Origin of the sequence: Dehalobacterium formicoaceticum, from assembly GCF_002224645.1 — a bacterium.
Classification (GTDB): Bacteria; Bacillota; Dehalobacteriia; order Dehalobacteriales; family Dehalobacteriaceae; genus Dehalobacterium; species Dehalobacterium formicoaceticum.
The window spans coordinates 605,484-627,258 of record NZ_CP022121.1 but is presented as its reverse complement, the minus strand read 5'-3'; the positions used below and the strand labels follow the sequence as shown (position 1 = coordinate 627,258).

General features: G+C 46.0%; 20 protein-coding genes. 2 read left to right on the top strand and 18 right to left on the bottom strand.

Annotated features, from left to right (window positions below):
* Positions 1-18: 18 nt before the first annotated feature.
* Positions 19-216, bottom strand: a complete 198-nt coding sequence (locus tag CEQ75_RS03135; protein ID WP_028308840.1) for a hypothetical protein — start codon at positions 214-216, stop codon at positions 19-21.
* A gap of 162 nt (positions 217-378) precedes the next feature.
* Here CEQ75_RS03135 and CEQ75_RS03130 point away from each other — a divergent pair, with 162 nt between their 5' ends.
* Together CEQ75_RS03130 and CEQ75_RS03125 are read left to right on the top strand one after the other, a co-directional pair.
* On the top strand, positions 379-621 hold the full coding sequence (locus CEQ75_RS03130) for a helix-turn-helix domain-containing protein (protein WP_089609038.1): 243 nt from the start codon (positions 379-381) through the stop codon (positions 619-621).
* A gap of 83 nt (positions 622-704) precedes the next feature.
* The gene (locus CEQ75_RS03125) at positions 705-1,115 is read left to right on the top strand and encodes a hypothetical protein (protein ID WP_198306618.1); all 411 of its coding nucleotides are present in this window, start codon (positions 705-707) and stop codon (positions 1,113-1,115) included.
* A gap of 28 nt (positions 1,116-1,143) precedes the next feature.
* Here the strand turns inward: CEQ75_RS03125 and CEQ75_RS03120 are convergent, their stop codons facing one another.
* The 17 genes from CEQ75_RS03120 to CEQ75_RS18820 all read right to left on the bottom strand — a co-directional run bounded on the left by CEQ75_RS03120 (position 1,144) and on the right by CEQ75_RS18820 (position 21,772).
* Complete coding sequence (locus CEQ75_RS03120) at positions 1,144-1,983, bottom strand: VirB6/TrbL-like conjugal transfer protein, CD1112 family (protein ID WP_089609037.1); 840 nt, start codon at positions 1,981-1,983, stop codon at positions 1,144-1,146.
* A gap of 62 nt (positions 1,984-2,045) precedes the next feature.
* Positions 2,046-2,273, bottom strand: a complete 228-nt coding sequence (locus CEQ75_RS03115) for a hypothetical protein (RefSeq protein WP_089609036.1) — start codon at positions 2,271-2,273, stop codon at positions 2,046-2,048.
* A gap of 5 nt (positions 2,274-2,278) precedes the next feature.
* Positions 2,279-2,587 carry a TrbC/VirB2 family protein gene (locus CEQ75_RS03110; RefSeq protein ID WP_089609035.1) on the bottom strand — a complete coding sequence of 103 codons (309 nt, stop codon included), beginning with the start codon at positions 2,585-2,587 and terminating at the stop codon, positions 2,279-2,281.
* Between the two features lie 26 nt (positions 2,588-2,613).
* Positions 2,614-4,377 (bottom strand): VirD4-like conjugal transfer protein, CD1115 family, encoded by a 1,764-nt coding sequence (locus CEQ75_RS03105; protein ID WP_089609034.1) that lies wholly within the window; start codon positions 4,375-4,377, stop codon positions 2,614-2,616.
* Positions 4,364-4,555: a hypothetical protein gene (locus CEQ75_RS03100; protein WP_028308845.1), complete on the bottom strand. Its 192-nt coding sequence runs from the start codon at positions 4,553-4,555 to the stop codon at positions 4,364-4,366. The genes CEQ75_RS03105 and CEQ75_RS03100 overlap by 14 nt, the downstream gene beginning before the upstream one ends.
* 12 nt (positions 4,556-4,567) lie before the next feature.
* Positions 4,568-5,467, bottom strand: coding sequence for an ArdC-like ssDNA-binding domain-containing protein (locus CEQ75_RS03095; RefSeq protein ID WP_089609033.1), 900 nt, complete (start codon positions 5,465-5,467; stop codon positions 4,568-4,570).
* 5 nt (positions 5,468-5,472) lie between these two features.
* A complete protein-coding gene (locus CEQ75_RS03090; protein WP_089609032.1) occupies positions 5,473-6,291 on the bottom strand; it encodes a PcfB family protein in 819 nt (272 codons plus the stop codon).
* Positions 6,242-7,639, bottom strand: a complete 1,398-nt coding sequence (locus tag CEQ75_RS03085; RefSeq protein ID WP_089609031.1) for a relaxase/mobilization nuclease domain-containing protein — start codon at positions 7,637-7,639, stop codon at positions 6,242-6,244. Before CEQ75_RS03085 ends, CEQ75_RS03090 begins: the two co-directional genes overlap by 50 nt.
* A complete protein-coding gene (locus CEQ75_RS03080; protein WP_089609030.1) occupies positions 7,599-7,970 on the bottom strand; it encodes a plasmid mobilization protein in 372 nt (123 codons plus the stop codon). Before CEQ75_RS03080 ends, CEQ75_RS03085 begins: the two co-directional genes overlap by 41 nt.
* A 395-nt stretch (positions 7,971-8,365) precedes the next feature.
* Entirely contained in the window at positions 8,366-9,115 is a 750-nt protein-coding gene (locus CEQ75_RS03075; RefSeq protein WP_089609029.1) for a hypothetical protein, read from the bottom strand.
* 46 nt (positions 9,116-9,161) lie between these two features.
* On the bottom strand, positions 9,162-9,914 hold the full coding sequence (locus tag CEQ75_RS03070; protein WP_089609028.1) for a peptide arginase family protein: 753 nt from the start codon (positions 9,912-9,914) through the stop codon (positions 9,162-9,164).
* Between the two features lie 43 nt (positions 9,915-9,957).
* A complete protein-coding gene (locus CEQ75_RS03065; protein ID WP_089609027.1) occupies positions 9,958-10,767 on the bottom strand; it encodes a hypothetical protein in 810 nt (269 codons plus the stop codon).
* A gap of 64 nt (positions 10,768-10,831) precedes the next feature.
* Complete coding sequence (locus CEQ75_RS03060) at positions 10,832-11,446, bottom strand: RloB domain-containing protein (protein WP_242965362.1); 615 nt, start codon at positions 11,444-11,446, stop codon at positions 10,832-10,834.
* The gene (locus tag CEQ75_RS03055; RefSeq protein ID WP_089609025.1) at positions 11,443-12,744 is read right to left on the bottom strand and encodes an AAA family ATPase; all 1,302 of its coding nucleotides are present in this window, start codon (positions 12,742-12,744) and stop codon (positions 11,443-11,445) included. The genes CEQ75_RS03060 and CEQ75_RS03055 overlap by 4 nt, the downstream gene beginning before the upstream one ends.
* Before the next feature lie 228 nt (positions 12,745-12,972).
* The gene (locus tag CEQ75_RS03050) at positions 12,973-13,923 is read right to left on the bottom strand and encodes a DUF3991 and TOPRIM domain-containing protein (protein ID WP_089609024.1); all 951 of its coding nucleotides are present in this window, start codon (positions 13,921-13,923) and stop codon (positions 12,973-12,975) included.
* A gap of 11 nt (positions 13,924-13,934) precedes the next feature.
* Positions 13,935-21,362 carry a helicase-related protein gene (locus tag CEQ75_RS19470; RefSeq protein WP_476728650.1) on the bottom strand — a complete coding sequence of 2,476 codons (7,428 nt, stop codon included), beginning with the start codon at positions 21,360-21,362 and terminating at the stop codon, positions 13,935-13,937.
* Complete coding sequence (locus CEQ75_RS18820) at positions 21,359-21,772, bottom strand: hypothetical protein (RefSeq protein WP_089609022.1); 414 nt, start codon at positions 21,770-21,772, stop codon at positions 21,359-21,361. Before CEQ75_RS18820 ends, CEQ75_RS19470 begins: the two co-directional genes overlap by 4 nt.
* Positions 21,773-21,775 lie beyond the last annotated feature (3 nt).

The window sequence follows — 21,775 nt, the reverse complement described above, 5'->3', positions numbered from 1 at the left end:
GCTATTGGATTGCTTGACTTATCGTTCCCGCTGTTTATTTCGGTGTCGTTCCTTCTCCATTTGTATTTTTACTATCAACTCATCTACCTTGCGGTTCTGAGCCATAAATGCTTCATCCTGTGTGAGAGGGATACCACTTTCCAAGGCTTTATCCGCAAGCCTGTTAAGTTTTTCTTTCTCTTTTTCCAGTTCGTTATTGTAATTTTCATGTTTCAAACTAAAACCCCCTTTTGCTTTATTCACGTTGAAGAATCCTAATCTTAACGATATACCGTTAGTATAAGTTACCTCTATGTCTATTTCAACGGTATTCCGTTAAACATATAGAGTGTAAATTGATATTCTTTGATTAACGGAATAACGTTTAGAGGTGATACAATGAATATTTCTCAAGCAGTAACCAAACGCATTGAAAGATTGTGCAGGGAACGAAATCTGACAATCAACGCTCTCAGTAACATTTCAGGCGTCACACAATCGACTGTAAATGATATAGTAAGCGGCACAACCTATAATGCGGGGATTGCCACTATTAAAAAGCTGTGCGACGGACTGGGAATCAGTGTTAGAGATTTTTTTGATTGCGACTTGTTCTCCAATCTGGAGCAGGAGATAAAATAGTCTGTAATTGGGACAGTCTTCCATTTCTCTTTTACATATGTGATAATGGAAATATACAGACTACATGGAAAGGAGTGTCCATTATGCCAATTGCAGCAATTATTTCACTTTGCATTACGGCGGGATTGCTCATTCTCTCTTTTATATTTAAAGTAGCCGGAAAAATCCGGCTGACGATTCCCATTCTTTGCTTCCTACTGTTCAGTACCGTGCTGAACAAGTGGGCAGGAGAACATGAGACTTTAGCATTCATCATTCTTTTCTCGCTGCTTGGCTTGACCATGTTAAGCTGGATTGTGTCGCTTATAAAGGCGATACGACGCAAACGTGATGAGAAATACCTTGAAGATGATGCCGCATGGCAAATCCGACGGGCAAGAGAGATGGGCGTACCTCTTGACAAAATTCAGTTTAACGAGCATGGGGATTTGCTTGATCCAAGAACAGGGGAGCCTGTTGTTTATGGGGAGGGTGTTCAGTTCAAGGATATATGAGGATACGGACTGTAATACCCGATCTCCCTTATAATCCCATCATCTCCCGCACCACCCGGTCGGCCATTTTCACTGCTCCGACCAGCACCAACATATTGAAGATCAACTCTCCTACATAGGACCATACCATTGTGACAGCGCTGACGCTGGTATCCACCACCGGCGGGGAGGAAGCAAAGACAGAAAAAATGACACAGGCAAGCACAATGATCGCCCCTTCCAGACAGACGGCGGCATAGCCTTTCAAAAAGGATTTGCCGATGCTCTGGCTCGGTTCTCCGGCAAAGGAGGCCAAAGGCACAGGGGCGATTGCCGTGTATAAATACAATTTAAAAAACCGCCCATACACCGACATAATCATAATGAAGGACAGTACCGTGATAAACAGGCCACCGATCAGCGTCACCGCCCACAACGGGATACTTTCCCAAAAGCTGCAATTCTCAATGGCCTGCACGATGGTGTCTGGCAAAACAGATTCGGTTGTTGTGCCAAAGCCTGCGCTGCTCATAATGGTGGAGATAATCCCCTGTACAATGTCTAATAGTGCCATCATCAGCTCCAGCCCGTAGGTTACAACAGCTTTTGCCAGGGCAAAACGTATGAATAGCTTTAAGGCGTGTTCGGGCTTTTTGACTTCTGCAAAACTGCCGCAGGTCTTGACCACGCCGATAACGAAAAACAGTACCAGCAGGGCAAGGCCGATGGCCTGCAGCGCTCCGTGTATATTCACAATAACGTTCCAGATACCGCCGCCTTTGAATTCCGTGGGGGATTGGGTCACAAGCTGCCAGATCTCCGCCAGTTTGTTATTCCAGGTTTCCAGTGCATTGTTCAAATTATCAATTACCCAGTTGCCGCTTCCCAAATAAACTCACCTCATTTCAAAGCAAAGCCCGCGCATGAAGCGCGGGCCTGCCTTTGTGATTGTTAACGGCATGGTTCATCCCTGCCGGGCAATTTGTCCCTGATGACGCCATACTTGTCATCCACATAGAATTTATTGACAAAGGGGTTGTAAATTGCATGGCACTTGACGCCGTTGTATTCGGCAAGATAATCGTTGTCACCCAGCCTCTTTAGGATGGTAGCTTCCCGCAGTTCGCCGTCAAGTGAATGTATGTGCATTTTTTCATTGATGGGGAATTTGTTAAACATAGCGATCAACCTCCTACGATGAGGTTCAGTATTTCCTTTGCAAAGGTGATGATAACGCCGCCCGCAAGGGTCAAGAAGCCGTTGGCCCTTTGGGATGGGTCATGGGATTTGAGGGAAAGGCCGATCTGCACGATGCCGAAGCCTAAAAGAATCATCCCAATAGCCCGGATCAGCCCGAATATGAAGTTGGACAGGTTGTTGACGACGGTCAGCGGATCATTTGCAGCGTAGGCCGGTGCGGCAAAGAGAGTAACAATTAGTACCAATGCGCAGTAGATGGCAAAAGTCATCTTGGTTCTCTTGGACATTTTCATAAGATCATACCTCCATATATTGTTTTTCAAGATTGCATTAAGGTTTCGAGTTCATCCTCAGAGAGAAGCTCGTAATCGCTTCCTTCGTTCAATAGCACAGTTCTCCAGTCCAGGGCACTTTCCACACCTCCGTGTCGGAATGGTTCACCGTTGCCATCAACGGTCAGTTTCAGATTGGGGTGTTTGAGAATATCGTATTTGTCGTCCATCACTGCCCGTTCTCCCCGGATGAACAGCAGGGCGTAACGATTGTCCAGCATCCTTACCTCGTCGGGGGTGAGAAGCTCCCGACCGGACTGCTGATAATTGGTGGAATAACTACCGTTTCTGCCCTTGCTCAGCCCATAGGTATTAGTGTCGATAGTTTCCTTGCCTAAAAGCTCGGACACATACTTGTGGGTGGACTGCTCGTTGCCGCCAAGGTACAGAAATTCGTCGCAGTTTCCGACGATGGACTCCCATGTGTCCTTAAAAAGGGCTTTTAATTGCGCCAGGTTTTGTAGGATAATAGAAACCGATATTTCGCGGGAACGCATGGTGGAGAGCAGCTTGTCAAATTCATCCGGCAAGGCGACGTTGGAAAATTCGTCCATGACAAAATGGACATGGATGGGCAAGCGTCCTGCATGATGATAATCGGCAAGATACATAAGGCTTTGGAAAAGCTGTGTGTAGAGCATTCCAACGATAAAATTGAAACTGCTGTCATTATCAGGGATTACGGCAAAAAGTGCCGTTTTGCGTTCTCCAATAGAAGGGAGCTCCAATTCGTCTGTGGTTGTAATTCCGGCGATGGAAGCCAGATTGAATTTCTCCAGTCGCACACCCAGGCTAATAAGAATGCTTTTGGCTGTCTTGCCTGCCGCCAGCTTGAAGATGTTGTACTGCTTGACCGCCAGATGCTCCGGCTCGCGCATTTCCAGCCGTTCAAACAGTTCATCCAGGGGGCTTTGATAGGTTTCGTCATCCTCCCGGACTTCAGCGGCGGCGATCATTTCCATGACCATTGGGAAGTTTTGCTCCTCCGGTGGCGCTTCATAGAGCAGGTAGAGAATCAATGCCTCCAGTAGCGCGGTTTCGGAGCGCTCCCAAAAGGGATCGTTAGTGTTGGAGCCTTTAGGGGTAGTGTTTCTAATCAGATTTGTCACCAGCTTTAACACATCCTTATCATCCTGCAAATAGGCAAAGGGGTTGTAGCAATGAGACAGGTGCATGTTGATTAAATCCAGCACTTTGATTTCATAACCTTTGGTTTTGAGTAAGTTCCCTGTGTCCCGCAGGATTTCTCCTTTCGGGTCGAGGACGACAAAAGAGGTGTTGGCCTGCATGACGTTGGGTTTTGCGTAAAATCTCGTCTTGCCTGAACCGGAGCCGCCTACCACCAGCACATTCAGGTTCCGTTTGTGCTTCCTTCCGTCCAGGCCGATGCGGACATTCTGTGTAAGGATTTTGTTTTTCTGAGGGTCTTTGTCCCGGTATTTCTTGCAGACAGCCGCCGCGCCGCCCCAGCGAGCGCTGCCGTGTTCCTCCCTTCGCCGGTAATTGCGTTTGGTGGAAAGATAAATCCCGATGCCCAGACAATAGGCGGTGACAAAAAGTAGGATGCACTTTAACGAATCGTCCACCCATCGGATATGAAACGGGTTGTTCATTGCCGCCGTGAGATTGGCAAGGATTTCGGGAAGTCCGCCCGACAGGGAAGGGGCGGTAAGCAAAGCCGCCCATACCACCGGAATTAAAAAAACCGCAAAAAGTATCAGGTTACTTCTTGCGGTTTCAGCGCGCTTCATCATGGTTCCTTCGTTTTACTTTTTTGGTTGGGGCGTCGATAGTTTTGAGAAGAAGCTCATCCACGGCATCGGTGGGTCGTTCTTCTTTAATCAAGTCGTTGCGCATTTCGTTCAAAGCGTTTACGACAACGCCGTATTCGTAATCGTCCAGGGTAAGCACCCTTTCTTCTTCCTTCATTGGCAATCCCTCCTATCGTTCCGGCTCCTGCCGTTTTTGCTGTCTTTGCTGCGCCAGCATCCGGTTCATCCTGCCGGAAATTTCACTGGCAGCTTCGCGGATGACAGAAAGCTCGGTGCGGATCTCCTGTGCGTCTAAGCCCTCCAGCATTTGTGGAGCGCGGTCAAAGCGATAGCCGTTTGTGTCCACACCATACTGCTTACAGAGCATATAGGACACGCAATAAGCGTGGAAGGCATGAGTAGAACGGTTGTAGCTTCCGTCTCCATTATCCATCTCCGCGTGGGCAAGCTCCTGGGAAAGGGCACGGAAGATATTGCTTGCGTCCATGCCCTTTCGGACTTGGATTTCTCTTGCTTCCGGACGGTACAAAGCGTTTGTGCCTTCCTGCAGGGTATCGCTGATACTGATCGGCACGGGTGTATGGGCCATCAGCGCTTTGATACGGGTGCGGTCATCGGGATAGGTCGGGGTTTCCCGTTTGCGGCTGTTCCCGGTCTGCGCAATATCGAACATCTTTTTGGGATTGTAACTGATGCCGGTGGTGCCGTCATCGCGCTGGTACTCCTCGCCCGGCTCCAAGATGTAGAAGCCGCTTTCCTTTTTGCGGATATAGGCACCTTGCTCCTTCCAGGTGTCAAAGTCCGCAATACGGGTGGCATCTGGCTTCTGTGCAAGGATCAACAGGGCGTTGGCTACGCTGTAGCGGTCAAAACGGCTTTGCACATCCAGGTACTTCTGGAAGGCAGCACCATCTTGTGCCACGGTTAGTGCTGTATCGTCGATCATGGCGTAAACCGTTTCCCGCTGTTCCTGCTTTTGCTGTTTCCATGCCTCCTTGTCAAAAGGCTGGTCGTTTCGGGAAGCAGGCTGTTCGTTTTTCTGCCGGAAAAGATCATCGAAACTACTCATAAAACTTACCTCGCTTTCGATTTTGGTTTTTTGGATTTGTTTTGCTGCCTGCTGGGTTTGACATTCTGTTTTGTGGTTTTTGGCTGTTCTCGGGCAGGCTCCCGCTTGGGCTGTGCCGCTTGTTCCTTTTGAGTGGCCTTAATTTCCCATAATTCTTGGCGGACGGATCTCCTTGGCGGCTCAATAGCACCCTCGGCGGCTTTCCCGCTGCGCTCTGAGGTAGGCTCGGACGGATGGGATTTCTCCGTCGTCGCCGTCGTGGGGTTTGGGTTGTCGGGCTGCTCCTTTACCGGCTCCGGCTGTTCGGGCTTTGCCATGAGTTCGTCCAGAAAATCATCTGCACTTTTTTCAGCGGGCGTTCCTTTTTCGGTAGGAGCTTTTTCATCGGCTGCTTTTTCCGCTTGCTTGGCGGCTCTGGATTTTTCAATTTCGCTCTTGATGCTTGCCGTATCCACGGTGGCCAGCTTGAAGCGTTCCACAATACGGTTGATTTTGGAGGCATCCTCGGTCCGTACCATGATGTCGCACATGCCGTCCGTGTCATTTTTGTCACGGAGGGCGCAATAGAGGACGCCGTAGCGTTTAGCCTCCTGAGTGAATTTCTTCAGGTCTTCGTTCTTGACCGCAAAGACTTTCAGTTCCTTGCCGCTGCGCAAAAGTGCTTCCAGACGGGCTTTTCCCTTAGTCTTTTTTTGGTCTTTCAAAACGGCATAGAGATAAGTGGCAAGGTTTTTTGCTCCCTCGCCGGAGATTTTAGCCATCACCTCAATCCCTTTAAGACTCATATTGATGATTTGGTCCGCTGCGTCGGCTCCGCTGTTCATATGCCTTTTCCTCCTTTCTTTGCTGGATTTCTTCCTGTTTTATTTGATGCAGTTTCTGCTTCATTTCTTCAGAACGGGACAGGATGCCCGCACATAGCTTCACCTCCTTCCGGAGCAGGGACAGCTTTTTCGAAAGTCCGGCGATCTGTTCCTTATATACCGTTATCTGTTCATCGTCTTTGCATCGGCGGATTCGGCTGTAAAGAGATTTCCGGGTGTCGTACAAGCCTGCCATTTCCTGCTCCAGGCTGTTTCGAAATGTGAGAAGCTGCTCTTTGTTTTCAATGCGGTGTGTACAGAGTAGTTTGGTTTGAGCGGTGATTTCTTCCATGTGCCGGATATCCTCGCGCAATAAAAAATGCGTCCGTTTATTGGACGCGCGGTGCTTGGGCAAGATGCCCATTTTGTAAAGGTAGTGAAAATAGAGCGCTTGCAAGCCAGTAAGCTTTTTTACTTTTTTAAGGCTTGCACCGCCTCGAATAGTATAACGTTTTTTCTTAGGTTCGGGCAGGGCTTGTGGCCGCTTCGGGGCACGGTTTTGAAGAATACGCTGCTTTATGGCTTCTTCGGTGTAATTGTCTCCCAAAGTTTTCAAGCGGACAAAACGCTCCTTGCCCGCAGGACGCACCGCCATGTATTTCACTCCAGTTTTCACCTCATAGCCCTGTTTGCGGAGGGTGGCAATAAACTGCGTGAAGGTCATGGACGCTGAGATTGCTTTATCTACATCCTCGCGGATGAGGCCACGCCAGGTGGGTTTGCCTTCCTGCTCGGCTTTCCATTCGGCGTAATGCCTGGATTTGCCTTTTTGCGGGTTTTCGATAACGTATAGAGAGTATTCCCGGCACAGACGGTCGGAGGTCTGCCGCATGAGGGTATAAGTGGCATTGTTGTCGTAATACCGCTTGCCGTCCGTAAAGGATACGGAATTGAGGACAAAATGATTATGAAGATGATGCTTGTCAAGATGAGTGGAAACTATCACTTCAAAGCGTTCGCTCCACAGTTCCTGCGCCAGTTTCACACCGATGGCGTGGGCAGTTTCCGGTGTAGCTTCTCCCGGAACAAAAGACTGATAGCCGTGGAAGGCGAGAATGCCGTCTGTTTTTTGGAATTGGAGCTTTGTCCGCGACATTTGTTCACAAGCAGTGGTCGGGTCGCAATTGATGCCGGTTACATAGAATTGCTTTTCGGTCTTGGTATCCTGCTGTGTGTATGCTAAGACATTTTGCAAGCCTCGAAAGTCAGGACTGGAAAAGTCAAGGTTCTCTGTCTTTTGAGGGTTGGTGGCGTAGTCGATTACCCGGTCAAGGCGGTCGGTTACATCCCATATCGCTGTGGTTGCCATTGTCAGCCCTCCTTTCAGGCGCTGTAACCGCCTCTATAATATCTTGTACCGCCTTTCTGAGTCGGTTGGCTTCATATTGAAACACCGTTTTGTCGATATGCCCGGTGGCATTGGCCTTTGCTGCAATCTGATTCAAGTTGCTGCCGATGGCGTGAAGTTCCCGCAGCATGGAAAAATAGTCGGGAGGGGGCAATTCCTTGGGTATGTAGCCGTTAATAAGGGAACGAATAAAAGCCTCCTGTGAAAGTCCGGATTTTTTTACCTGCTTAACAAGAGATTGCTGTTCTTTGGCATTCAATCGAAACGTTATTTTGATGCTTCTTTTGAGCATATAGAACCTCCTGTTCTGTTAAGGGTTTCAGGGATTATCCCTGACAAGCGAATAATGCTGGCATTATTCAGTGCTTGCTGCAACACAAGACATCGGTCTTGTGTTGGGTGTGGGTTACGATTGTTCTTAAAAAAAACCTGCCGAAAAGAAAAGGCCGGAGGTCATCGCTCCAAGCCACAGTGCTTCTTATTTCTGTTTCGTGAGTACACTTTCTTTTCCTGTGCAGCAAACTCCACACTGGCAAAGGGTTTCTTTGATTCCACCTGATAGGTTTTCATAAAAGCAAAGCTCCTTTCTTTATTTTTGGGCAAAAGAAAAAGGCATTGTTTCTTTTATCAACACCTTTAACTACTTTATTAAAACATTGATTATTAAGAATAATAATAAAGATTGTATTACTTAAAAGCTGATTGGGTTAAATTCGGATAATCAGCTTCAACATTAACGTTTTTCGTATTACCATCTACTTTAAAATTAAACACTTGTATATACTCATTCATAAAACAATCGAAGAACATGATTCCAAGGCTTGCTTCCACATCTTGATTGCTGTATTTAATTCCTATCAAAACTTTTTTTTCAAGAGTCTCACCAGCCTCCACAATATATTGAAATGCATTTCCTCCAAAATTGCTACCATTATAATACACACCTGTTCTTGCAAAGCTTTTACCCACATTTTTTAGCTCAATATGCGTATAAATAATTCTATCACCTTTCCCGATATCGCATAGATGCAGAAAATCATTTATATTAGCTGGCTTATTAGAATAATTATCTAATAGCTTTATATTTAAGAATGGTTGATTTGAGATTTGTCTATTAGATATATCTGATTTTCTGTAGTAATTAATTATTATGAATGTTCCACCCAGCGAAATCATCCCAGATACTGCTCCACCAATTATTCCACCCCAATATGATGCAACAGAACTAATCCAAGTTGCAGTATTAGCTTCATTATAAGGTTTTACACTATATATATTTCTGATATACAATTCTAAATACTTGAATGAATAAAAAAATAATATACAGAATATAATTGCAACTGCAACATAAACAAACATTTTTATAATTTCCCTCAAACAACTCTTTTTTACTTGTGGAACTCCCATGCGAGAAATTTCGATACTCGGTTTTTTCAATATATCTCCCCCCTTTAATCACATTCACATTAAGAACGTTCTTATACTAAATGTCCGTGAAATACTCTTGAATAACTGGAATTAAAGAATCTGCTGTTTCGGGAGTATAACCTGGAGATTTACTTAATATAACAAAATCGTATTTATCGTTATTTAAAAAACTTTGTTTTGGTACGGCCTTAAATGGAATAGCGGGGTCAATATTTAACGGAGTAATTTGTTTTAGCCTATCCATATTATCTCTATAAACCTCATAACTAAAGTTTTTCAGTTCTATTTGTAATGTTCTAAAGTCAAAATCTTTAAAAAACCATTTATGTAAATCTTCACCTTCCCATTTTTCATGATATACAAATTCCAATGAATCAACCCACCCTAAAGCTATAGCGAAAATTAAATAGTTTCCACATTTGATTTTACTCTCGTCAACATCTTCAATATAGTTTCTATTAGCTAAAGGTAATCTTGTAAGTTCTGTCATAATATAAGTTATTGAACAATCTCCAAACCAAAGATCTGGATGTGCGTCAACGTGAGTAATGTTAAAAGGTTTTTTTAATAAGTGATTTTTTATCATCTCATTCCATACGTATAATGCCTCATTATGGTGATTTACTACTTTACCTGGAACTTTATTTTCCAATGATAATCCGCATTGCTTCTCTAAAAACAGTTTCACATTTTCCTTAGAATCAACTAAATATTCTTCTGAGCTTAATCTCAGCCCACATGTATCATCAACATCATATGCAATTTTATTTAAAAAAAAGTCCAAATCAATATCTAGTATTTTCATCATAGTTTAATTCCTCAGTTATTAATTTTATATTCCTGACATCAGTCTAAGCAACCAATAACAAAATTCCACATACTATCAAACATCCAACCAATATTTTAAAGACAATATTGTAATTCTTATCTATTTGATTTATTTCCTGCTTAATATCACGCTTTTTACTCATTATAGCATCGTCTAGCAGTTGTAATGTTTTTAGAATAGTTTTTGCTTCTTGTATTATCGAATCCGTACAATATCTGAAAACATGTAAATGTCTTACTATCTGTGATTCATTATTCTTATTAGGATTCTCAAAAGCAATTAATTGTTTGCTTAAAAATCTATAGTAATCTAATCTTTCGTTTAGTCTTTTTATTCTCCTATTTATATCCTCATACCTTATAAGAAACAAATTACGCTTATTAATATAGTTTTCTTTTTCTTTATTAGTTTGCTTTAATAAATCAAGGAGTTCTTCAATTTTATTTTCTTCTATACTGTTTTCCATTTTGTCTATAAATTTACTTACAAGATAATCGCCTAAAGCAGGTAATTCAGGAATCTTATCAAATATAATAAATTCGTAAACATTTTTATAATCTGACATTTGAATTTGTTTTCCGTCTAAAATATCTCCAAAAAAGCGACGATAATCGGCTCCATCTATTTGCGAAATGTTCGTTAACGAATTATTTATCGACTGTGAAACAAATGTATATTTTGTTAAATCTATTTCCATTCTTCTAATATTGTTTCGTTTTCCATTTATATCAGTCAAAATGAATACTAACAGTCCTAATAAAGCAGAGTAGAAGAAACCTATTAGTACATTTATAGTTATATCTTTTGTCAATACATCAATAAAATTGGTCATATAATAAGCACCTTTCTCACGACATGAACCTATAAATAATTAAATTCTCGCATCTTCTTTGCTTTTATAGTTCCCCGCAATCCTGAAGGACAATTTTTAGAAAATCATGAAGGGAAAAGTCCGGATTGCCATAGCAGGCGACAGAATCTACCATAAAGCAGTCAGATTCCAATTTCCCGGCCCGGATTTGATCTGCCCGCCTGATTGCATGTCTTACATCTTCAAGGGTAATCTGCCTTAGTATCCTTTCAAGATTAGCCCTTTCTTTAATATCCGCCTCTCGGTTCAACCCATATATTCTGCGTACATCAACAACGTAAGCACCATTTGAAGCAACCGGTCTGTTAAAATCCTCTTTATGAAGAATAAACCACAAGTCTATGTTCACATTGCTGTATGCGTGGTAAACATTTTTTCCCTTTTCTCTCCGGCTTTTTCTTCGGAGCTGTTCACATATTATTATGTTTTGACGAAACTCCGTGTCCTTGAAATCATAGTCAAACAGAGCGGCGTTATCATACTCTGTGTAGTTTTTCTTAAGTCTTTCAGCGGAACCGCGTGTCGTATTGAAGGTAACAACCCGTTCCGGAAATATTTTCAAAAGAAATGCAACATGCTTTAGGTACATTTCTTCCTGCTGGCCGTCACAGACGCAAAAGTAAGTTTTACGGTACATCATTCTTCCTCCTTTGCTTCTTCGTTAAAAAGCTTGGAAAAGTCAATATACGGAAGTGTACCGTATTTTCCTTTAAAATAATTTAACAGATAGTTCTGGTCATTCCTGACATCTGTGGAACCGAAATCAGCCAGCGAATAAACGGTGCTTTCAAAGGTGTCCTTATCTTTTTCGACAAATTTGATTTGATCACGCCGGAATATCTTGTTGCTCAGATAAATCGGGTTATGTGTAGTAAAAATAAGCTGTGCCCCTTTTTTATTTACTGATTGATCATTGAAAAGAGCGATGATGCCTTTTATCAATTCAGGATGGATTGCCGCATCAAATTCGTCCAGTACGAATATGCCTCCCTTCGTGAATAAGTTTTCAAAGGGAATGGCAAAATCCAAAAGCTTCAAGGTTCCCCTTGATTCCATCAATTCAGCGGAAACCATTATATCCCGCTTGCCGGACTTGTAGATAGAAACAAGCTGCATATCGGCGGAATGCTCATCCTCCGATTTTTGGGATTTGAACAGGATTCGCTGAGGGCCGAAATCCGCGTTTTTTACAAAGCCGTCAAGTGTTTTGTTCCATGCAAGGAAATCTTTATCCGGCATATCGGTCGCAGAAAATGTCAGGTTTGCTTTCTTAAGGGTAAAATCACTTACCACAATCAGCTTGTTTTTAAAAAAATCAATTACTTTATCGGCAATTTCGCTGCTGACAACGGTTTTGAACGCATGTGTTAAAAATAACTCAGCTGGGTCAAGGTTTTTATTGATTTTGTTTTCAAATTCTGCCAGCAGCTTTTCATTATACTGTATAAGGGAAAGCACTTTCTTATCCCGTTTGATAGTAACCTTTTGCAGGTCGCGCTCAAAAATCTGTATCATTCCCTTGTTGCTGTCTATCCATAGCTGTTCCGATGTAATCTGGCGTTTTCCCTTGTCAAACAGCTTGGTCATGACTTCAAAGGAATATAGAAAATGAGAGCCTTCGTTTGAAAACTCCACTTCAAATAACATGGGGTTTTGTTTCGGACTGTGGGCGAAGGGGTATAATTCAAGATTATTCAAATCTGGAGACGAAGCATCAAGAGAACCTTGTAATACGATCTCCCGCATCAGTGCCAGGGACATAATAATATTTGATTTTCCGCTGGCGTTTGAACCATATATGACAGCAGAGGGAAGGATACGAAGTCCATTTTCGCGGATGAGATTTTCGTCCAAAGTCCGCTGTGGTCCTGCTCCCATATTCAGTTGGGTCTTGCCCTTGAAGGAGCGGAAGTTTTGAAATACATACTTTATCAGCATAAAGCATCCTCCTTAAGATTGCTATAATTCCGTAATTCATTATCTATATTATAACCAATTTCCTAATATAATACAATGCGATTGAGGAAAATCCTCAATTTACTTGTATTGAGGATGCTTATCTGTGTAAATTGCTAAAACTGCATAAAAGATTGCTGCTATTATTTTATTTTTCTCCCGCTATCGCTTTTATTTCAGCGATAACATGCCGAAAATAAAACTTTCAGCTTATTCACGTTCCCGTAGCTGTCGCATCTTTGAGGTAATTTTCAAATAGTCGTTCACATCCTTTCCACGCTTTGGCGGCTCATCGGAAACGGTAAGTGAGGAGGAAAGAAGGGTCTTGATAGTCTTTGCTGCCAGCCGTCCAGCCGTGTCGTTGTCCAGATGTAAAGCGATTTCCTTTATTTGTGGGAAGTCTTTTAAGTATTGCATGAGTGCAGCAGGTGGGGTGCTTTCCTCAATAATCTTTTTCGGCATATAGATTCCCGCAAGGGACAGGCAATTTTCCTGCTGCCAGTCCTTACCGGAAAGCAGTTCCAACGTACCATGGGATAATAAATCAATAGCGCTTTCAAATAAGTGCAGTTTGCGGCATTCGTTCCTGGCTGGGATAGAGAAGGAGAAGTGCTTGTCACTTCCGTTCACTTCCCCCATAAACCGTTTGCCAAAAGTTCCACGGAGAGTAGCATATTTGGGAACGCCATGCCGGTCAAAACCGATAAAGACGGCGTTGTGATAATCACGGCTTTCATATAGCTGTTTGGTCCGGATACAGTAGTCTATAATCTCCCGGTGAATGCCGCGCCCCATGAGGTAGGTAATCACGTGGTCATTGTTTTCATTTTTCTCAGGCAGGAGCAGTTTTTTAGGCTCAACAGGTTTCTGCACCTTTGGCGAAACAGGCGGCATGACCGCTGACTGTCCGTCTATCTGAAGTACCGCTTCCGGGAGCGTCATGCCCCGTACCTTGATGAGATAGTCCAGGGCAGAACGCCCGCCGATGTTGCGCGACCACCAGCACCATTTCCCATTGCTGATTTTCAGGCTGTCATGGGTACGTGTGGTATAGACGTTGCCGGAAAAGCGCACCAGCTCCTGCGGCTCATAATATTGCAGGTAAGTCAGCAGATCCATTCGCTTTGAGCGCTCAATCTGCTCCGGTGTTACATAAGGCATGTTTTTTCACCTCATCTTTCGTAGCCCACGGCTTTCTTTTCCGGTACATCTATGTCCTCATCCGGCTCGCCGTCGATCATCTCGTTTTCATGTTTATCCATGTTGAGCAAAATGTTCAGCTCTGCAAGCCGCGCAGATTTGGTTTGAAGCTCTTGCTCCTTCTCAAAGGGAATGTCGATTTGCTCTTTAGCCGTTTCCATCTGCTGGTGGAGCGTTTTTAACTGTTCTTGGCAATATTCCAGCTTCTTTGGTATTTCGGCAAGAGTGTTATTGAGTCTTGTGATATTGCCGTGGATGTCTGTACCCAAAGTGAACGTATGACTGAGAGCGCCCCGTAGGGTGATTTGATACTGCTTATTAAATCCATCAAAGGAAAACAGCATCGGAAATCCCATGTAGCTGCCCAGCTCCTGCGGCTCCGGCGTGGTCATCAGCTTGCAGGCTTCAAGGATGGCCGCGCCCGCCTGTGCCTTTTCGGTGTACGAAACTCCCTTGACCGTCATGCCCGCAAATTTGCTTTCCTCTGTGGTGCCATCGATAGTTTTCAATGTGCTATGCTGCTCATACAGGGAAAGGTCTTTTTCATAACCCTCAATCCGTTCCTCGGTGGATTTGATCTGCTGCGGGTAGTGTTTGAGCAACCGGTCTTCCAAAGCGTAACGCTGGCTTAAATGATTCGCCTTCAAAAGCTTCAACTTAGACACCTGAATATCCAGATCCATCTTCTCTTTTATATAGGGATTGCCAGTAGCCAGCGCCTTCACCTCAGCATAAGAAAGCGCTGTTTCGTCAATGTCCTCGGCGCTTCTTACAGGGGATTTGCTGGTCATAATCTGACTGATAAACCGCTGCTTGTTCTCAAGTATCTGGTAGAGGTAAGCATCGAAGGTGTTTTCCGTTACATACCGGAAGATATGCACCTCGTCGTTTTTATTGCCTTGCCGCACAATACGTCCGGAGCGCTGCTCCAAATCTCTTGGCCGCCACGGGCAATCCAGGTCATGAAGCGCAATCAATCGGTCCTGAACATTGGTTCCAGCCCCCATCTTAAAGGTGGAGCCTAACAGGGCACGTACCTGTCCCTTGCGGACTTTGGCAAACAGCTCCTTTTTCTTGGTCTCCGTGTTGGCATCGTGAATAAAGGCAACCTCGTCGGCGGGGATTCCACGTGCGATGAGTTTTTGGCGCACATCCTCGTACACATTGAAATTTCCGTCACCTTTAGGTGTGGACAGGTCACAGAACACAAGTTGCGTCAATTTCTTATCGCTGTTTTCCTGCCAGAAGCGGAAGATATTGTCCACGCAGGCGTTTACCTTGCTTTCTTCGTGGTCTGGCAGCATGGGATTGGCCAGTCGCTGGTCAAGGGCCAGCTTGCGGCCATCGTTGGTGATTTTAAGCATATTGTCCTCATAGGGTTCTACCAGCTTGGCGCGTACCCGTTCGGCGCGCTCGGCAAGCTCGGCCACCATGTCCTGCTGGAATACGCTGGGTTTCACAGCCACATTGTGGTAGTTAGCTTTCGGTACAGGAAGATTCAGCATATCCGCAGTTTTGATATCCGCGATTTCCTTGAACATGTTCATGAGTTCCGGGAGGTTATAGAACCGTGCAAACCTCGTTTTGGCCCGGTAGCCAGTTCCCTCCGGCGCAAGCTCAATGGCCGTAACGGTTTCCCCGAATGTACTTGCCCAGCAATCAAAATGTTGGAGTCCGTTTTTACGCAGAGCTTCGTACTGCAGATACCGCTGCATGGTATACATCTCGGTGATACTGTTGGAAATAGGTGTTCCCGTGGCAAAGATGATACCGCGCCCCTCGGTCAATTCATCCAGGTAGCGGCATTTGGCAAACAGATCGGAGGACTTCTGCGCCTCGGTCTGGGACAGACCCGCCACGTTCCTCATTTTGGTGTAGAGGAACAAATTTTTATAAAAATCTGCCTCATCAACAAAGAGTCGGTCAACGCCCAATTCCTCAAACGTTACCACATCGTCTTTTCGGCTGGTATCGTTGAGCTTATCCAGCTTTAATTTCAGAGTCTTTTTGGTTTTTTCAAGCTGTTTGATGGCGTAACGCTCGCCTTTTTCCTCTTTCAGTTCCTGAATCCCGCTGGTAATCTCCGCAATCTGCTCCTGCAACTGCTGTTTTTGGCGCTCCACAGAGATGGGGATTTTCTCAAATTGGCTGTGGCCTATAATCACCGCGTCATAGTCGCCAGTGGCGATTCTTGCACAAAACTTCTTGCGGTTTTTAGTTTCAAAGTCCTTTTTCGTCGCCACAAGGATGTTAGCAGACGGGTAGAGCTGCAAAAACTCTCCGGCCCATTGTTCGGTCAGGTGGTTCGGCACCACAAACATGCTCTTGTTGCAAAGCCCCAGATGTTTGCTTTCCATTGCTGCAGCCGTCATTTCGTAGGTCTTGCCCGCACCCACGCAGTGAGCCAGCAAGGTGTTGCCGCCATATAGGATGTGCGCCACCGCATCTACCTGGTGTTTGCGCAGGGTGATTTCCGGATTCATACCTGTAAACCGGATATGACTGCCGTCGTATTCGCGGGGACGGATGGAGTTGAAGCGGTCGTTGTAGAGCCTTGTCAGACGTTCCCGGCGTTTAGGGTCTTTCCATATCCAGCTTTGGAATGCCTCCTTGATGGTCTCCTGTTTTTGCTGGGCGATGGCGGTTTCCTTTTTGTTCAGTACACGCTTCTCAACACCGTCCTCATATACGGCATCAAAGATCCGCACATCCCGCAGATTGAGGGTTTCTTCGACTATCTTGTAGGCATTAATACGGCTGGTGCCATAGGTCATAACGGCCTTAATGTTTCCGCTGCGGTCGTCGTTTTTGCCCTTGACGTTCCAGTTGGCGGTATAGGTGGAATAAAAAACATCGATGTAGCGCCTGTACATATACGGAGTTTCCAGAAGCTCAAAGATGAAGTCCTTAACCACATCCGGGGGAAGCCAGGTCGCACCGAGGCGTACATCAATTTCAGAGGCGTTCAGGTCCTTTGGCTGCACTGCTTCTAGTGCCGTAACATTCACACCGTAGGTGTCAGGGTGCATTTCGGCAAATTGCCGGGCGGTTTTGAGTTTTTCCCGGACGTTGCCGGAGAGATAAGCATCCGCCGTTTCAAACATCGGCTTTCCTGTATTGTCTAGCTTTTCAGGATTGAGGAACACGACGCCTTCCAGGTCTTTTACAAGCTGTTCCTCGGAAAGCCCTGTCAGGCTCTGCATGAAGCCCATATCCACACAGGCTTTTTCCGCAATAGAGATCGCCAATGCTTCGGTGGCGGTATCCACATGGGTAACGCTCGTGCGCTGTCGGATGGTGCGTTTGGTGAACATATCCGCCTTACGCTCCAGCTCGCCGTTCTCGTCAAGAATTTCAAGGGAACAGAGCAGGCAGTAGGAGCTGTCGTCGGAAAATGCCATGTTGTTGCCGCGGCTGTTCAAGAGGCCGTATTTTGCGACAAAAGCGTCATATAGACGGTTCAGCTTGCACTGTTGTTCCTGGATTATTTCGTCGCTGTAATCCTCGGTCTGGTATTCTATGAGTTCACGGACTGAGTCCCGGATAGCAATCATGCCCTTGATCCGGCCCTCTGCCGTAACGGAAGTTTCCACGCGGTTCATACGGCTGTTTTCGCGGTAGTAGATTGCGCCGTCTACAATGGTATAGCTGAAATTGCGGACATTCGGATCTGCCGGGATAGAGGTGCCCACATCCTCGGTTACATCCTCCAGTTCATACTCGGTAATTTCCGCATGGATGTTTTCCAGCGCCTCGCGCAAGAGCTCTGCGAGGTCGGCACCTTCATAGGGCATACAGGTGGTTTCACTTTTGTTGCCGTACATCCGGTCGTCGTAGGCCAATGTGCCCAGTACCATTTCGGGATTGTCGGCAAAATAGCGATTTACGGGGATGCCGTCCTTGGTGGTGGAGAGATGCACCCAATCCGGTTCAATGTCGATTACCCTGTCACGCTTTTGCAGGAACAGGATGTCGGTGGTGACTTCCGTGCCGGCATTGGCAAAAAACGCATTGTTGGGAAGCCGGACGGCTCCCAGAAGCTCGGCCCGCTGCGCAATGTACTTGCGGACTTCGGAATTCTGCTTATCCATCGTGCCCTTAGAGGTGATAAAGGCAACAATACCTCCGGGCCGCACCTTATCCAGTGTTTTGGCGAAAAAGTAGTCGTGAATATAAAACTTGTATTTGTCGTACTTTTTGTCTGACACGCCATAGCTGCCAAAGGGCACATTGCCGATAGCCAGGTCGAAAAAGCTGTCGGGCAGGTTGGTTTCCTCAAAGCCCTGCACTGCGATGCTGGCGTTTTGATATAGCTGTTTGGCAATCCGGCCCGTGATGCTGTCCAGCTCCACGCCATACAATTTTGAGTTTTCCATGCTCTCCGGCACAAGGCCAAAAAAGTTGCCGATGCCACAAGCAGGTTCCAGAATATTACCGTTCTGAAAACCCATATTTTCCAAACAGGCATACATGGCCTTGATGACGGTGGGGGAGGTATAATGGGCATTTAGTGTGGAGGCCCGCGCGGACGTATATTCCTCATCAGTGAGCAGTTCCTTCAACTCGGCGTATTCCTTGGCCCATTGGCTGTTTTGCTCATCAAACACCTGTGGAATACCGCCCCATCCAACATACAAGGACAGGATTGATTGTTCCTCCGGAGTTGCGAGGCGATTTTGTTCTTCCAGTTGGTTCAAGAGCCGGATGGCGGCGACATTCCAGCCGTATTTGCTCTTTGCGCCTCCACGACCTAATTCATCGTCGATGATAGTAAAATTGATGCGGGGTTGCTTTGGTGTTTCCGGCACAAGGTCAATGATGACTTTAGATATTTCGCCAGTCTGTGTTTTCTGCCATATGGGTTCTTTAGCCTGTTCCAAAATGCTGCGTATAAACTCAATGTTTTCGCTGCGGAAAATAGGGAAGCCCGTACCGCGCTGGAAGGTGATGTCCCGCAGACTGACTGTACCGACTTTCTCGTCAATAGCATCAATGGTATAGCGCCGGTCCTCAATGGAAAGCTCCAGGCCCACGTTTATTTCTTTTTCGGCTGATTGCTTTTCCATTTCTCCTGTTTGACCATCCGGAAGCTCCAGGTCAAACTCCGCATAAGTTTTTTCGCTCTCGCCGTCGCTGTCGATGGTGACGGTATCTCCCTTGCGGGTGATGGTCACATCGCCAGTTGCCCACACCCATTCCGTTGCTGCGGGATCATCGGCATGAAGAGTAACGCTGTCCCTTTTTTCCGTCAGATAGTCCTGGTAGGACCGCTGAAACACATCCTCGTCAAGCCATTCCTTAAACTGCGGCAGGGTGGTATAGGCTTCATAAAAAGTCGGATGCTCCTTCCGCATGGAAAGGGCAATGCGGTCGATGGCACTGCCTAGCTCTCGTTTGGCACTGTCAGGGTCGGTATCTCTGTCTCTCAGGTAGGGGTAGATTTCGTCAGTTCGTATCTTATTTACGATTAGAGGCAGATACGTCTGGTACAGCGCGCTTGGGGATGGTGTTCCCGTTTTTTCTTCGGCTGGTTGCTCCGGTGCTTCCCCGGCTGCAATAAGATGGTCATTGAAGGGATTTTCCCGCAGCATCCGGTCAAAGTCATCCCGCACCAGTTCCTTGCTGAACAGCGGAAAACTGATGTCGCGGAGCAGCACCTTGCCACTGTCAAAGGATAAAATCTCGTATTCGTCCGTGCCGAGATACACCGTGTCGCCAAGTGAGAAGGCATATTTCGCATTCTTTCGTGACGGCGGCTTTGGTTCGGAGGGAGCCGGTTCCCGGTTCAGGATTTCGCGGGCATAGGTTTGCTCGGCAAGCTGTTGGCGGCGTTCCTCCATCTGCTGTTCATAAACGGGTAGGTATTCCTTTTCCTTACTGTTTAAGTAGCGGTTGGCGGCAATCAACTCGCTAAGGCGTTTTTGTACCTTTGACCAGGGCAATACAATTTTTGCATCCGGTCCCATGATTTTTCCGCTGGTGAGGGTAATGCCCTTGCTGTCATGCCATTCATGAATATCGGTGCCTGTCAGAACAGGTGCACGCCCGCCGATACCGTACTCATTTTTCAGAAAATCGACATTCTCTTTCGCGGAAGCATTGGTTTGATAGTGCAGATAAATCCGGTACTTACCGTCCTGCACACCGCTTCCCTGCCGCAAAACCGTATCAATGGCTTCCTGGGGAATAGAAAAAGCGGAGGATTTTTCTTCCTCCGTCTGTTCGATCAAGGTAATTTGCTGCTGCACTGACGGCAATGCCAGCGGTTCATCAAGGAATTCACCCAGCAGAATCATACTGCCGAAGTGACCGGCAATGACGCCCCAATCATAGTAGCTCTGTGATGTTCTTGCGGCGTAGCTGCCCTCCCAAAGATGGAGAACATTTTGGTAGGTCTTATACCCGACGCGATGATCTCCGTTGATTTTCAGTTCTGTGTAGTCATTATTAAAAATGTTTTTGATGTATTCGGTACGCTCGTTGCTATCCTCGTGAATGGTATAAAAGTCTACGATTTCCTGCTTTGTTGCCTTCAAGTGCGGGGTAGAGCGCAGGAGTTCATTGATAAGCGGCGTAGAATGAAAAAACGGAAGACTTTTGTCCTCCGTTTCTCTGTCGTACCATGTTAATTGTAAATCAGCTCCGCCAGCACCGACTCCTCCGCTGAGTGCCGTAGGTTGTTCATGTGTCCTGTCCAGCCCATCGGGTCGGTCGCCTTGTCCGGCGCGGGACTGCTCTGTAAGAGCTTCGCTGTGATCTGTTCGATGCGCTCCTTCGCTGTCCGGTCGATTTCCGACAGGTGACTGTTCAGTTTGCCCGACAGCATCAGGCTTGCGTACATTCCTTTCCGGTAGTTTTTCAGATATGTTTTGCGCAACATCCCATATTTGCCGATGTACGTTTCTTCCTTCGGCAGCATCAGGTCGGGTATCAGATAATTGCCCTTCTGCGTGTAGGTCAGTTCCATATTTACCATCCCTTTCAGAATTACTGTTTTGCTTTACGTTTTCATTGTGATGTACATCCTGATTTTTTGCAAAGGTACGGTTTTGTTTTTTCTCCGCTTTTTGCAGTTCCTTGACCGTTGCCCCGATTTCCTTTAAAACCATTTCGGAAATATCACTTGTGGCCGCACCCAAGCGCGAAATGGTATCCAGCGTATTGAAATTCACTATGCTTTGAAAATCCTCAAAGCTCAGGTATTTATCGGCAGGGTAGCCGCAGCGGACTAATGCTATGTAAGCCACGGAAATCTTGAGAATTTCCTTGAAGATTACTTCCACATTCAGGTCGTCCAGCTCTTCCAAAAAGCTATTTTCCCTAAAGTACATCAGATCAGAGAGATAGTCGGGGAAATTATCATCCACGGCATTGCGGGCGGCAGAGATTAAGGCGGTCACAATATCTTTTTTTCTTCAAGCTCACCAAAGGTGCTTTCCAACGTTTCCTTCACGGACTCCGCATATCTATCCTGCATCGCCCAAAGCGCAACGGGGCGGTTATAGCGGCTGTTGGTGTCCGACACATCGAACACATGTCGCAAAGTTAAACGGCTTCCGCTGTCGTCGATGAGGGCGATGCCCTTTGCGCCTCGGTTTACCCATCTGCCAAACTTCTGATTCCATAGCTCAATGGGAGCACAGGCAGTCGCATCGGGACGCTGCGCATAAATCAAAAGCTGATCCTGAAACGGATATTTGTAATTCCATGCTGCCGTTTTCAGAAAGGAAGTCCAGTTGACAGGATTTCTTGTGGCGCTGTGAGCCGTCCTTTCCGAAAGCTCTGTAATCAGTTGCAGCTTCGTTGCCAACGT

Excerpts from the sequence above, each read along its gene's own strand:
- CEQ75_RS03130 (WP_089609038.1), top strand. The coding sequence starts at position 379 with ATGAATATTTCTCAAGCAGTAACCAAACGCATTGAAAGATTGTGCAGG.
- CEQ75_RS03125 (WP_198306618.1), top strand. The coding sequence starts at position 705 with ATGCCAATTGCAGCAATTATTTCACTTTGCATTACGGCGGGATTGCTC.
- CEQ75_RS03115 (WP_089609036.1), bottom strand. The coding sequence starts at position 2,273 with ATGTTTAACAAATTCCCCATCAATGAAAAAATGCACATACATTCACTT.
- CEQ75_RS03110 (WP_089609035.1), bottom strand. The coding sequence starts at position 2,587 with ATGAAAATGTCCAAGAGAACCAAGATGACTTTTGCCATCTACTGCGCA.
- CEQ75_RS03105 (WP_089609034.1), bottom strand. The coding sequence starts at position 4,377 with ATGAAGCGCGCTGAAACCGCAAGAAGTAACCTGATACTTTTTGCGGTT.
- CEQ75_RS03100 (WP_028308845.1), bottom strand. The coding sequence starts at position 4,555 with ATGAAGGAAGAAGAAAGGGTGCTTACCCTGGACGATTACGAATACGGC.
- CEQ75_RS03095 (WP_089609033.1), bottom strand. The coding sequence starts at position 5,467 with ATGAGTAGTTTCGATGATCTTTTCCGGCAGAAAAACGAACAGCCTGCT.
- CEQ75_RS03090 (WP_089609032.1), bottom strand. The coding sequence starts at position 6,291 with ATGAACAGCGGAGCCGACGCAGCGGACCAAATCATCAATATGAGTCTT.
- CEQ75_RS03085 (WP_089609031.1), bottom strand. The coding sequence starts at position 7,639 with ATGGCAACCACAGCGATATGGGATGTAACCGACCGCCTTGACCGGGTA.
- CEQ75_RS03080 (WP_089609030.1), bottom strand. The coding sequence starts at position 7,970 with ATGCTCAAAAGAAGCATCAAAATAACGTTTCGATTGAATGCCAAAGAA.
- CEQ75_RS03070 (WP_089609028.1), bottom strand. The coding sequence starts at position 9,914 with ATGATGAAAATACTAGATATTGATTTGGACTTTTTTTTAAATAAAATT.
- CEQ75_RS03065 (WP_089609027.1), bottom strand. The coding sequence starts at position 10,767 with ATGACCAATTTTATTGATGTATTGACAAAAGATATAACTATAAATGTA.
- CEQ75_RS03060 (WP_242965362.1), bottom strand. The coding sequence starts at position 11,446 with ATGATGTACCGTAAAACTTACTTTTGCGTCTGTGACGGCCAGCAGGAA.
- CEQ75_RS03055 (WP_089609025.1), bottom strand. The coding sequence starts at position 12,744 with ATGCTGATAAAGTATGTATTTCAAAACTTCCGCTCCTTCAAGGGCAAG.
- CEQ75_RS03050 (WP_089609024.1), bottom strand. The coding sequence starts at position 13,923 with ATGCCTTATGTAACACCGGAGCAGATTGAGCGCTCAAAGCGAATGGAT.